The 12762-nt window shown below is 70.1% G+C and carries 10 protein-coding genes; 1 reads left to right on the top strand and 9 read right to left on the bottom strand.

What is annotated here, in order from left to right:
* Positions 1 to 113: 113 nt before the first annotated feature.
* The 9 genes from AC0666_RS04930 to AC0666_RS04890 form a co-directional block, all read right to left on the bottom strand.
* On the bottom strand, positions 114 to 1133 hold the full coding sequence (locus tag AC0666_RS04930; protein WP_008738981.1) for a rod shape-determining protein: 1020 nt from the start codon (positions 1131 to 1133) through the stop codon (positions 114 to 116).
* Between the two features lie 296 nt (positions 1134 to 1429).
* Positions 1430 to 1840 carry a nucleoside-diphosphate kinase gene (gene ndk / locus AC0666_RS04925; protein ID WP_361723534.1) on the bottom strand — a complete coding sequence of 137 codons (411 nt, stop codon included), beginning with the start codon at positions 1838 to 1840 and terminating at the stop codon, positions 1430 to 1432.
* Positions 1841 to 1951: 111 nt separating this feature from the next.
* Positions 1952 to 2290 carry a DUF4233 domain-containing protein gene (locus tag AC0666_RS04920; protein WP_468583001.1) on the bottom strand — a complete coding sequence of 113 codons (339 nt, stop codon included), beginning with the start codon at positions 2288 to 2290 and terminating at the stop codon, positions 1952 to 1954.
* Positions 2291 to 2292: 2 nt separating this feature from the next.
* Complete coding sequence (gene folC / locus AC0666_RS04915) at positions 2293 to 3822, bottom strand: bifunctional tetrahydrofolate synthase/dihydrofolate synthase (RefSeq protein WP_478707106.1); 1530 nt, start codon at positions 3820 to 3822, stop codon at positions 2293 to 2295.
* 94 nt (positions 3823 to 3916) lie between these two features.
* On the bottom strand, positions 3917 to 5206 hold the full coding sequence (locus AC0666_RS04910) for a glycoside hydrolase family 113 (RefSeq protein ID WP_478707105.1): 1290 nt from the start codon (positions 5204 to 5206) through the stop codon (positions 3917 to 3919).
* 17 nt (positions 5207 to 5223) lie between these two features.
* Positions 5224 to 6672, bottom strand: coding sequence for a glycosyltransferase family 2 protein (locus tag AC0666_RS04905; protein WP_468967944.1), 1449 nt, complete (start codon positions 6670 to 6672; stop codon positions 5224 to 5226).
* A gap of 20 nt (positions 6673 to 6692) precedes the next feature.
* Positions 6693 to 7526, bottom strand: a complete 834-nt coding sequence (locus tag AC0666_RS04900) for a hypothetical protein (RefSeq protein WP_478707104.1) — start codon at positions 7524 to 7526, stop codon at positions 6693 to 6695.
* Between the two features lie 8 nt (positions 7527 to 7534).
* Positions 7535 to 8839 carry a glycoside hydrolase family 26 protein gene (locus AC0666_RS04895; RefSeq protein ID WP_478707103.1) on the bottom strand — a complete coding sequence of 435 codons (1305 nt, stop codon included), beginning with the start codon at positions 8837 to 8839 and terminating at the stop codon, positions 7535 to 7537.
* 224 nt (positions 8840 to 9063) lie between these two features.
* Complete coding sequence (locus AC0666_RS04890; protein ID WP_478707102.1) at positions 9064 to 11685, bottom strand: valine--tRNA ligase; 2622 nt, start codon at positions 11683 to 11685, stop codon at positions 9064 to 9066.
* 128 nt (positions 11686 to 11813) lie between these two features.
* Between AC0666_RS04890 and AC0666_RS04885 the strand changes: the two genes are divergently transcribed.
* Positions 11814 to 12740 carry a hypothetical protein gene (locus AC0666_RS04885; protein WP_468967952.1) on the top strand — a complete coding sequence of 309 codons (927 nt, stop codon included), beginning with the start codon at positions 11814 to 11816 and terminating at the stop codon, positions 12738 to 12740.
* Positions 12741 to 12762: the final 22 nt, after the last annotated feature.

The following is a 12762-nucleotide window of genomic DNA, read 5'->3' as shown; positions in this document are numbered from 1 at the left end:
CCTTCCTCGTCGGAATTTTCTTTGTCTGTATATCAACGATCCGCCGCACGGGCGCGGCAGCACCCGTACGGCGGATCATTGTGTTCCGCATGGCCCCCGGGAGGGGGTCTGTGTCAGCGCCGGGGCTGGGCGTCCAGGACCTGCTGGAGTGCCTCGAACTCCTCCACGCACTTGCCGGAGCCGAGCGCGACGGAGTCGAGGGGGTCCTCCGCGATGTGGATCGGCATGCCCGTCTCGCGCCGCAGCCGCTCGTCGAGGCCGCGCAGCAGGGCGCCGCCGCCGGTCAGGACGATGCCGCGGTCCATGATGTCGCCGGAGAGCTCCGGCGGGCACTTGTCGAGGGTGGTCTTGACCGCGTCGACGATGGCGTTGACCGGCTCCTCGATGGCCTTGCGGACCTCGGCGGCCGAGATGACGACCGTCTTGGGCAGTCCGGAGACGAGGTCGCGGCCGCGGATCTCGGTGTGCTCGTCCTTGTCGAGGTCGTACGCCGACCCGATGGTGATCTTGATCTGCTCGGCGGTCCGCTCACCGAGGAGGAGGCTGTACTCCTTCTTGATGTGCTGGATGATCGCGTTGTCGAGCTCGTCGCCGGCCACCCGGATGGACTGCGCCGTGACGATTCCGCCGAGGGAGATGACGGCGACCTCGGTGGTGCCGCCGCCGATGTCCACGACCATGTTGCCGGTGGCCTCGTGGACGGGCAGGCCGGAGCCGATGGCGGCCGCCATGGGCTCCTCGATGATGTGCACCTGGCGGGCGCCGGCCTGCGTGGACGCCTCGATGACGGCGCGGCGCTCCACCCCCGTGATGCCGGAGGGGACACAGACGACCACGCGCGGGCGGGCGAGGTAGCGGCGCTTGTGGATCTTGAGGATGAAGTACCGGAGCATACGCTCGGTGATCTCGAAGTCGGCGATGACGCCGTCCTTGAGGGGCCTGACGGCGACGATGTTGCCGGGCGTCCGGCCGATCATCTTCTTCGCCTCGGAGCCGACCGCCAGGATGCCGCCGGTGTTCGTGTTGATGGCGACCACGGACGGCTCGTTCAGGACGATCCCCCGGCCCCTCACGTACACCAGCGTGTTGGCGGTCCCGAGGTCGATCGCCATGTCACGGCCGATGAACGACATGTTGTTCCCCTTGTTCCCCATGAGGAGCGTCTGGCCTTCCAGTTGATAGCGGCTGCTGTCAGGTCGGCGAGGTGGGTGTGTGGGTGGAGGCCCCATCGTAGTGCCGCAGGTGCGGACATCGCGCGACGGGACTCCGGCAATCCCGCCGGAACGGATACCCGCCCCCTTAGTGGTGACGTCGTGTCCTGCACATGCGTTCCCCGAACCGTCCGGTAATACCGGAGGGCGACCGAAATTACTTCGGTCGCCCCAGGTCGTGAGCGCTATTCGGCTGATGTTGCGTCAGGAAGGACTCATCAGAGGGCGGGGAAGAACAGCTTCAGCTCCCGCTCCGCGGACTCCTCGGAGTCCGAGGCGTGGATCAGGTTCTCCCGGGTGACGGTGCCGAAGTCACCCCGGATGGAGCCGGGCGCCGCGGCAATCGGGTCAGTGGGCCCGGCCAGCTGGCGGACACCCTCGATCACGCGTTCCCCTTCGACGACGAGGACGACGACGGGACCGCCGGCCATGAAGCCCATGAGGGGCTCGTAGAACGGGCGGCCGACGTGCTCGGCGTAGTGCTGCTCCAGGAGCTCACGGCCGAGCGTGCGCAGTTCCAGCGCGGGGATGCTCCAGCCGGCCTTGCGCTCGATACGGCCGATGATCTCGCCCACCAAGCCGCGACGGACGGCGTCCGGCTTGAGGATGACGAGAGTGCGCTGGGTCATGTTGTGGCTCCTTGCGGCATACGGGTGCGGTCCTAAGAGGCTACAGGGGGCCGGTCGCGCCCCTGTGCGCCGCCCGGACCGCCCGCGGGGCCGCCGGGCGGTCCGGGCCGACTACGCCTCGGCCTGCGCGGCCCGTCGGGCCTTGAGGGTGTCGACCTTGCGGCCGTAGTGCACCGAGCACCACCACAGGGCGGCGAACACGACCCCGAGGAAGAACATCGTCGGGACCACGAAGCCGCTGGCGATCAGCCCGATCTGCAGCGCCCAGCCGATCTGCACCGCGCCCGGGCGCGACAGCATCCCGCACAGCAGCACCGACAGCAGCATGGCGACCCCGCACACCGTCCAGACCGCGGCCTGGGTCAGGTCGGGGTTCTTCATGGCCACCAAGCCGGCGAAGCCGATCACGAAGAACTCGCCGATCAGCGTCGAAGCACACAGCGTGCGCATCCTCAGCCCCTCTTCAGCAGCAGGCGGGCCTCGCCCACCGTGATCACGGAACCGGTCACCAGGACCCCGGCCCCTCCGTATTCGGCCTCTTCCTCCGCCAGGGTGATCGCCGCCTCCAGGGCGTCGTCCAGCCGCGGCTCCACCTGCACCCGCTCCGCGCCGAAGACCTCGACCGCGATGGCCGCCAGCTCGTCGGCGGGCATCGCCCGGTGACTGGAGTTCTCCGTCACCACGACCTCCGCGAAGATCGGCTCGAAGGCCTCGAAGACCCCGCGCACGTCCTTGTCGTCGCTCGCGCCGACGACCCCGATCAGCCGGCTGAAGCCGAACGCCTCGGTCACCGCCTCCGCCGTCACCTGCGCGCCCGCCGGATTGTGCGCCGCGTCCAGGATCACCGTCGGGCTGCGGCGTACGACCTCCATCCGGCCCGGCGAGGTCACCGAGGCGAAGGCGCTGCGCACGGTGTCCACGTCCAGCTCCCGGGACTGCTCCGCGCCGACGCCGAAGAAGGCCTCGACCGCCGCGAGGGCCACCGCCGCGTTGTGCGCCATGTGGGCGCCGTACAGCGGCAGGAAGATGCCCTCGTACTCGCCGCCCATGCCGCGCAGCGTCAGCATCTGGCCGCCGACCGCCACCTCGCGCGAGACGACCCCGAACTCCATGCCCTCGCGGGCCACGGTCGCATCGACCTCGACGGCCTTCTTCAGCAGCACCTGCGCCGCGTCCACCGGCTGCTGCGCGAGGATCACGGTGGCGTCCTGCTTGATGATGCCGCCCTTCTCCCGGGCGATCTCGCCGGGCGTGGAGCCCAGCCGGTCGGTGTGGTCCAGGCTGATCGGGGTGACCACCGCGACCGAGCCGTCGATCACGTTGGTGGCGTCCCAGGCGCCGCCCATGCCGACCTCGACGACGGCCGCGTCGACCGGGGCGTCCGCGAAGGCCGCGTACGCCATCCCGGTGAGCACCTCGAAGAAGGACAGCCGGTACTCCTCGGCGGCGTCGACCATCTCCACGTACGGCTTGATGTCGTGGTACGTCTCGACGAACCGCTCGGCGCTGATCGGCGCCCCGTCCAGGCTGATCCGCTCGGTGACCGACTGCACGTGCGGGCTGGTGTAGCGGCCGGTGCGCAGGTCGAAGGCGCCCAGCAGGGCCTCGATCATGCGGGCGGTGCTGGTCTTGCCGTTGGTGCCGGTGATGTGGATGGAGGGGTACGCGCGCTGCGGCTCGCCCAGGACGTCCATCAGCGCGGCGATCCGGCTGACGGACGGCTCCAGCTTGGTCTCGCCCCACCGGGTGGCGAGCTCCTGCTCCACCTCCTGCAGCGCCTGCGCCGCCTCCGGGTCGACGGGCTGGGACGGTACCGGGTCGCCCTGGGGCGGGCCGGCCTGGGCGCGCAGGGTACGGCTGCCGGCCTCGATCACCGCCAGGTCGGGATCGCGGTCGGACTCTTCCGCCACGATCCGGTCGAACAATTCGGCGGTGCCGTCGTGGTCGTCTCGGTCGGGGCTCTCGGGCTGCTGCTCACTCACGAGCCCAGTCTACGGACGAGGGGCGGGGAGACTTCGAACCCGGCCGGTCCGGCGCCCGGAGCACTCCCGCCCCATCCGGTGGACGTGATCGGCATCAGGGCGCCGCGGCGGTGCCCGGTCCCGGGTAGTCGGAGCCGAAGCAGGCCCGGATCTCGCGCTCGCTGTCCGGGCGTCCCGCGAAGTTGAGGCGCGAGTCGTGCTCCTTGGGCGCGGCCTTGGGGTCGGCTCCGAAGGAGACCGACCACCAGTAGACGCCGGCCATCTTCCGTTCCCGGACGACCTGGCAGACCGCTTTGTACCAGTTCGCCTGCACGGCCGGGTTGACCCGGCGCTTCGCGTAGAAGTCGCCGGGTGCCCGGTAGGCGCCGTCCATCGCGCTGATGCCCGCCTCGGAGAGCACGATCCGCGGGAGGGCTCCCTTGCTCTTCTTGTCGAGCCAGGTGTCCCAGCCGGCGACGAGCTCCTCGACGGGTGCGTCGTCGGCGGCCTTGACGGGGAAGTAGGCGTCCACGCCGAGCCGTGTGACGGGGACGGCGATGCGGCCGTTCACGTAGTTGTCCCAGTTCGCGTCGTAGGACACCTCGCCCTTGAACCGCTTCTCGGCCTGCGCGATCAGGTCCTTCCAGCCCGGGTGCCCCTCCATGGAGTTCAGCTCGGTCCCGATCACGAAGGTCGCCGCCTGCCGGCGCTGGGCCACGTCGAGGTAAGGGCCGAGCAGGGCCTCGTAGGAGGCGAACCAGGCCGCCTTGTCGGTCGGCGTGATGTTTCCGCGCCAGCCCTCCGGTGGGACGAGCGCCGCCTCGTCCAGGGTCGGCCGGACGGTGGTGCGCAGCCCTGCCTCGTGGAAGACCCGCAGGACCGTGTCGAGGCGCTCGGGGGTCGGGGTGCCACGGCCGGCCGCGAGCTTCGTCGAGGTGCGGCCCTCCGTGTAGAAGGGGAAGGAGACGGAGACCGCGTTGGCCTTCAGCCCGACGAGGTAGTCGGCCTGCACCCGCGCCTGCTTCTCGACGTACGCGTCGCCGTGCTCCTTCGTGTCCTCCCAGAAGATCTGGACGCCCCACTCCGGCATGCCGGCCTTCCACGGCTTGTCCACCTTCAGGGCGGGCCCGGTGGGGGTGCCCCCGTCCGCAGCCGCGCCGCTTGCCTCCGGGGCGGCGCCGCTCCCGTCCGCGAGGACGGTGTCGTGCGTACGGCTCCCCTTCTCGGCCGGGGAGCCGTGCAACACCAGGGACGGGGTGAGGGAGCCGGCCCTCCAGCGCAGGGGGTGGTCGCCGACCACGAACGGCAGCCCGATGACCAGCGAGGTCACGGTGACGGGGAGGATGGCGAGCAGGGGGACCTTGGAGCGCTTCTTCGCGGTCTTCACGTTCTTCGTGTTCTTCACGGCGGGGTCTCGGTTCCTCACGCGGGCTTGGCGATGACGACGAACTTGTTCTCCTCGCGCTTGAGGAACTTGAACAGCCCGCGCAGGCCGCCCAGCCCTTCCAGTACCGAGAACAGCGGGATGAGGGCGAGCACGACGAGCGGCTCCCACCAGCGCCGCTTGCCGTTCGCCGAGACCATGGCGTTGAGCCGCAGCCCCTCCCAGTACGTCCAGATGACGTAGGCGAAGTTGAGCGCCCACATGATCACGACGGTCTGCGCGACGGGTGAGGTGTTGAAGTCGCCGATGAGCCAGGCCACCAGGAGCACGGTCGTCACGTGCTGGAGCGGCCCGAGGACCCAGGTGGCCACGCAGAGCAGCAGGAACCAGCGGTACCGGAACGGCACCGTCCGGTTGAAGCAGAGAGCGACCAGGCCCCAGGCCCAGCGCTCGCGCTGCTTGATGAAGTCCCTGGTGGTGGCGGGCGAGGCCCCGTAGCAGCGGCCGTTGAACCAGTCGCTGCGGCCCGGGTACATACGGCAGAACGTCAGCGCCAGCTGGGCGTCCTCGACGATGGCCTTGGGGCCGAAGTCCCAGCCGATGGTCGCCTCGACGGAGGCGCGGAGCAGGAGCAGTTCCCCGTGTACTCCGGCGACCGGGGTGCCGAGTCCGGTGAGGGCGCGGAACCGGGCTATGTCGTCGGCGGGCCGGACCGCGTCGGCGAGCCAGGTGAAGCGGTTCACGGCGTTCTCGCGCGGGTAGGCGAGGATGCCCTGCGCCATGTGCTTGCCGTCGTCACCGGCCCGCCGCTGGCGGTTGACGAACTGGGCCACGGAGGCGGCGGTGTCGGGGCCGACGCCGGTGTCGTCGTCCATGTGCAGCACCCACACGTCGTCGAGGGCCTCGCCCTCCGCGATCCGCAGCTCGTGCGCGTAGTGGTTGGCGCGGGCCTTGAAGCGCGTGCCGTTCGCCGTCTCGTACGCCTTGGGCACCGTGACCACGCGGATCAGGGGGTTCGTCTCGGCCAGGCCGTCGATCCGCTCGGCCGCCTCGCAGCCCTCCTCCGTGAGGACGTCGACCCGCATCCGCGGGAAGTACGGGGGGAGGTGGTCCACGTAGCTGAGGACCGAGCGCTCCAGGGCCGGGTACGTGTCGTGGCGGCCGATGGTCGGCACCAGCACGACGAGGAAGTCCTCCTCCACGGGCGCCGGCGGGACCATCTCGTGCGCCTTGCGCAGCCGGCGGCGGATGAGCAGGGCACCCTGGAGGCCGACCATGACGCCGAAGCCGGGCAGGGACCAGACGATCGACAGCGTCCAGCCCAGCGGGGTCGGGTTCGGCTCGTACGCCCACAGGCCGAAGCCGGCGAGGAGCAGGAAGGGCAGCAGGAAGGCCGGCACGCCGGGCTTCCAGTCCGCATGGCGCTGGACGAGTTTCAGGTCGCGGCGGGAGGTCGCCGCGTGCTCGTGTAAGGGAGCGAGGGTCATGGCAGGGTCCTTCTGGATTCCTACGGTTGAGAGGGCTGCTGGGGCGGCGGGGGCTGCTGCGGCCAGGGGGCCTGGCCGCCGTACGGACCGGAGCCGTAGCCGGGCTGCGGGGGCTGGGGCTGGGGCTGGGGCTGGGCGTAGCCGGTCTGCGGCTGCTGCGGTTGGGGCTGGGGTTGGGCGTAGCCCGTCTGCGGCAGCTGCGGTTGGGGCTGGGGTTGGGCGTAGCCCGTCTGCGGCAGCTGCTGCGGCCCGGGCTGGGCCGGGTAGGCGGGCACCGGCCCGAACCCGTGAGGCGAAGACGGCTGCGGCTGCTGGTACTGCTGCGCCTGCTGCGCCGCCGCGCGCTGCGCCTGCTCGTGGGCCTGCCGGGCCTCGTGCGCCTGCTGGGTCCAGGGGTTCACCGGCGGCTGCCACGGCTCGTACGCGGCGAAGTCCCGCAGCAGCAGCGCGATGAGGGTGCCGGTGACGAGGACGCCGGCGGCGAAGGTCGCCAGCTTGAAACCGCCCTGGAGGGTGGAGGTGAAGTAGTCGGTCTGCTTCTCGTCGAACAGCGCACCGGTCAGGCTGCGCACCCGGTTGTAGCCCTCGATGGCCGCGCCGCCGATGACGACGCCCCGGCCGAGGCTGTTGCCCCGCAGGACCAGCAGGCCGCCCGCCACGTAGACGACACCCCAGTTGAGGTTGAACGTCTCGGCGGTTCCGGAGCCGTCACCCGTGCCGTAGTAGACGATGCCCTGGAGGAAGTCGGCGACGCCGACCTGCCAGAAGCAGTTGTACAGGGCCCAGAGGAGCAGGATGCCCGCCCACCCCATGGCCACGAAGGCGGCCACGCGGTGGGGACGTGGCGTTGACATGCTCAACTTCAACTCCTATTCGGATTTCCCTCGTGCAAGGCGAGCCATTGCACTCCCGCGGGGCCGGAATCCCGGCCCCCCGTGATGGTCTTGGGGTCGTTGTAGGTCTGCTTCACGTCCGCCGGGGCGTTCTTCGCCGTCAGTCCGTCACCCCACACGGTCCACAGCACCCAGGGCGCCTGGTCAAGGGTGGTGCGCTGCGCCGCGCCCAGCGGCACGTGGAAGGACTCGGCGAGGATCCGCGGCTTGCCGTAGTCCTTGAGTCCCTGGTGCCACCGCGCCGTCCACGCGACGGAGTCGAAGGGGTTCTCCGGCGATCCGCTGTAGTCGTCGACGCCGACCACGTCCACGTACTCGGCTCCCGGGTAGAAGTCCCAGGGGTCGCTGCCGTGCACGCCGTCCCATGCCGCGGGGGCCCAGACGAAGATGAGGTTGTGCAGCCCCCGGGAGCCGACCAGGTAGTGGTAGAGCAGCTTCCACAGCGCCGTGTACTGCGCGGGCTTCAGCCCCGCCCACCAGAAGTTCTGGTCCCCGCCGAGCGCGTTCATCTCGTGGTACGGGCGCAGCAGTACGGGTACGTCGTACGCGGCCAGGTAGCCGAGGTGGTCCGCGAGGAAGGACAGGTCGAGCAGCAGCGCCGCGTGCTCCGGTGAACCGGCGGTGAGCACCCGGTCGATCCATCCCGGGTCCTTCGCCGCGGGCGCGTTGCGGCGCAGCGTCTGGTCGTAGCTCTTGACCGGGCTGCCCGGCCACGGCTGGTGGAACGACATCCCGACCAGGCCGGCCGGCGCTCCCCCGTTCGTCGGGAGCGTCGTCTTCGTGCCGTTCCAGAGGAGTTCGGTGCCGGTCGGGTTGTACGAGCCGTCGGCCTTGCGGGGCAGTCCGTGCCACACGCCCAGGGCGAGGTCGACGACGTCGTTCGTGTAGGTCCAGAACTCGCGGCGGGCGGGCCAGGCGGCGCGCGAGTAGTCCCGGGCCTCACCCACGCCCCAGCCGTCCTGCTGGTATCCGGGGCCCAGGTCCAGTTCGAGGAAGGCCGGCAACTTCCCGGTGATGTCCTGGGGTTTGCGGTAGTAGTAGCCGGGCGGCTTGGGACCGGTGTGGTCGCCGTACTCCGGGTTGTACCGCTCGTTGTGCACTTCGGCGTGCTGGCCTATGAGGGTGCCGCGGCGCCGGCCGGCCCGGGCGTCCGCCTCCAGCCCGGCCAGTAATCGGTACACGGCCTGCGCGGCTCGTGAGGCCTTGGGGTCCCGCGTCAGCAGGTCCTTCTGGAGTCCTGCGGCGGGCGCGCGCGAGGTGCTGTAGGCCGCCACGCCGGCGAGGGCTCCGCCCGTTGCCGCGGTGGCCGCCGCTCCCCAGAGGACATCGCGCCGCTTAAGTTCGCGACGTAACACTTCGAGACCCCCCTCTCCCGACAGCGGCCCCTGCCCGTCACGGGCTACCCCTGGGGCCGGTGTCACCCTACGCGTCGGCCCCCGGGCCGTGGGGCTCGGGGGCCGATGGTTTCACCGTTTGTCATGCGGGGAAGCGCGTGGCGTTATGCGGCGGGGAGTGCGTCCAGCTGCGCCGTGATCCGGGCGATGTCCGCCTCGGCCTTGGCCAGCCGGCCCTTGATCTTGTCCACGACGTTGTCCGGGGCCTTGGCCAGGAAGGCCTCGTTGCCCAGCTTCGCCTCGGCCTGCTGCTTCTCCTTCTCCGCGGCCGTGAGGTCCTTGGAGAGCCGCTTGCGCTCGGCGGCCACGTCGATGGTGCCCGACAGGTCGAGCGCGACCGTGGCACCGGCCACCGGGAGGGTGGCGGTGGCGCTGAAGCCCTCGCCCTCCGGCTGGAGGCGCAGCAGCTGGCGGATGGCCGGCTCGTGCGCGGCCAGCGCCGTACCGGCGAGGTCCAGGCGGGCCGGGACCTTCTGGCCCGGCTGCAGGCCCTGGTCGGCGCGGAAGCGGCGGACCTCGGTCACGACGGCCTGGAGGTTCTCGATCTCGGTCTCGGCGGCCTCGTCGCGGAAACCGCTGTCCTTCGGCCACTCGGCGACCACGAGGGACTCACGGCCGGTGAGGGTGGTCCACAGCGTCTCGGTGACGAAGGGGACCACCGGGTGCAGCAGGCGCAGCATGACGTCGAGGACCTCGCCGAGGACCCGCCCGGAGACCTTCGCCGGCTCGCCGCCCGCGAAGAAGGTCGTCTTCGACAGCTCGACGTACCAGTCGAAGACCTCGTCCCACGCGAAGTGGTAGAGCGCCTCGCTGAGCTTGGCGAACTGGAAGTCCTCGTAGTACGCGTCGACCTGCGTGACCGTCTTGTTCAGGCGGGACAGGATCCAGCGGTCGGTCGCCGACATCTGCTCGGGGGCCGGCAGCTCGCCCTCGATGGTGGCGCCGTTCATCAGCGCGAAGCGCGTGGCGTTCCAGATCTTGTTGGCGAAGTTGCGGGAGGCCTGGACCCAGTCCTCGCCGATCGGGACGTCGGTGCCGGGGTTGGCGCCCTTGGCCAGGGTGAAGCGGACGGCGTCGGAGCCGTACTTGTCCATCCAGTCCAGCGGGTCGACGACGTTGCCGAAGGACTTCGACATCTTCTTGCCGCGCTCGTCGCGGACCAGGCCGGTCAGCGCGATCGTCTTGAAGGGCGGCTGCCCGTCCATCGCGTACAGGCCGAACATCATCATCCGGGCGACCCAGAAGAAGATGATGTCGTGGCCGGTGACCAGGACGTCGGTGGAGTAGAACTTCTCCAGGTCCGGGGTCTGCTGCGGCCAGCCGAGCGTGGAGAACGGCCACAGGCCGGAGGAGAACCAGGTGTCGAGGACGTCGGTGTCCTGCGTCCAGCCCTCGCCGGTGGGCGCCTCGTCGTCCGGTCCGACGCAGACGACCTCGCCGTCCGGGCCGTACCAGACCGGGATGCGGTGGCCCCACCACAGCTGGCGCGAAATGCACCAGTCGTTGAGGTTGTCGACCCAGTCGAAGTAGCGCTTCGACATGTCCTCGGGGTGGATCGCGACCCGGCCGTCGCGGACGGCGTCGCCGGCCTCCTTGGCCAGCGTCTCGACCTTGACCCACCACTGGAGCGACAGGCGCGGCTCGACGGTGGTGCTGCAGCGGGAGCAGTGTCCGACGGAGTGCAGGTACGGGCGCTTCTCGGCCACGATCCGGCCCTGCTGGCGCAGCGCGCCGACGACGGCCGAGCGGGCCTCGTAGCGGTCCTGGCCGAGGAAGGGGCCGTGGACGGTGATGACACCGTGCTCGTCCATGATCGTCATCGACGGCAGGCCGTGGCGCTGGCCGATGGCGAAGTCGTTCGGGTCGTGCGCGGGGGTCACCTTGACGGCGCCGGTGCCGAACTCCGGGTCGACGTGGGTGTCGGCGACGACCGGGATGGTCCGGTCGGTCAGCGGCAGCTTGATCTGCTTGCCGACGAGGTGCTTGTACCGCTCGTCGTCGGGGTGGACGGCGACGGCGGTGTCACCGAGCATCGTCTCCGCGCGCGTGGTGGCGACGACCAGGCTGTCCTCGCCCTCGCCGTAGCGGATGGAGACGAGCTCGCCGGCGTCCTCCTGGTACTCCACCTCGATGTCGGAGATGGCCGTCAGGCAGCGGGGGCACCAGTTGATGATGCGCTCGGCGCGGTAGATCAGGCCGTCGTCGTAGAGCTTCTTGAAGATCGTCTGGACGGCCTTGGACAGGCCCTCGTCCATGGTGAAGCGCTCGCGCGACCAGTCGACGCCGTCGCCGAGGCGGCGCATCTGCCCGAGGATCTTGCCGCCGTACTCTTCCTTCCACTGCCAGACCCGTTCGACGAACGCCTCACGGCCGAGGTCGTGGCGGGACTTGCCCTCCTCGGCGAGCTGCTGCTCGACCTTGTTCTGGGTGGCGATACCGGCGTGGTCCATGCCGGGCAGCCACAGCGACTCGTAGCCCTGCATCCGCTTGCGGCGGGTCAGGGCGTCCATGAGCGTGTGCTGGAAGGCGTGGCCCAGGTGCAGGGAGCCGGTGACGTTCGGCGGCGGGATGACGATGGTGTACGAGGGCTTCTCACTCGCGGGATCGGCGGTGAAGTACCCACGCTCCACCCAGCGCTCGTAGAGCTTCCCCTCTACCTCGGCCGGCGCGTACTGGGTCGGCAGTTCGGAGTTGGGGCTGCTGGGTGTCTGCGTGTTCTCGGTCACGGGGCACAGTTTAGGGCCGTAACAGTCCAGTCATGAAACCGGTAATCGGGGGGCCCGGGGCCCTGGGGGCGTTCGGCTTCCGACAGGATGTGTGAAACGCATAAGGATCTCTGAAGGGGGACGCGGGTATGAGCTACAACCAGCCGGGACCGTACGGGGCCCAGCCGCCGCAGCAGCCGGGGCCGTACGGAGGCCCGCAGCCCGGGCCGTACGGGCAGCCCGCCCCGCAGCCCGGCTACGGTTACCCGCAGCAGCCCCCGCCGCCGCCGGGCGTCCCCCCGCAGGGCTACCCCCAGCAGCCCCCGGCCTACGGCTACCAGCAGCAGCCGGGCATGCCCCCGCAGCCCCCGTACGGCATGCAGCCGCAGCCGCCGAAGAAGTCGAAGGCCGGCATCGTCATCGGCGTGGTCGTCGCGGTAGCGGTGATCGCGGGCGCGGGCTGGTACTTCACGCAGGGCGGCGGCGCCTCGGGTTCGGTGGCCGCGGACACCAAGGGTTACAAGCTGGTCGCCCCGGAGTCGGTGGACGACTTCAAGAAGGACCCGAAGTTCGTCGAGAAGCCGTTCAGCGACAAGGACCGCAAAGAGGCTGAAGCGGCAGGCGTCAAGAACCCCGCCCAGGTGAGCATGAACTACCAGTCCGGGAACCCCAGCAACCCGCTGACGGTCAAGGCCCTGCACTTCACGGGCGTGTACGGCGACGTAGCGGACCCGGAGAAGGCGGTGGACGCATACTTCGCCGCGGCCAAGCTGAACGCCGACGAGGGCGACAAGACGACGGTCGAGCTCATCGGAAGCCCCAAGGCGATCACTCCGGCCGGCTTCAAGGGCGCCGTGCTGAAGTGCCAGGAAGCCAAGTACACGATGAAGAGCACCACGGCCAAGGGCCCCAAGGAATTCACGCTCCCGGTCTGCATCTGGGGCGACCACAGCACCGTGACCATGGTCGGTTCCTCTGACGCGGGCGCCATCCTCAGCGGGGGGAAGGGCTACACCCTGGAGCAGAACGCGGACTTTGCGGCCAAGCTCTACAACACGGCACGCGTCAAGAAGTAGCACCGACGCCGCTGGAACGCGC

The organism is Streptomyces sp. NPDC043680, assembly GCF_056436685.1.
This window is presented reverse-complemented; position numbering and strand designations above follow the sequence as displayed.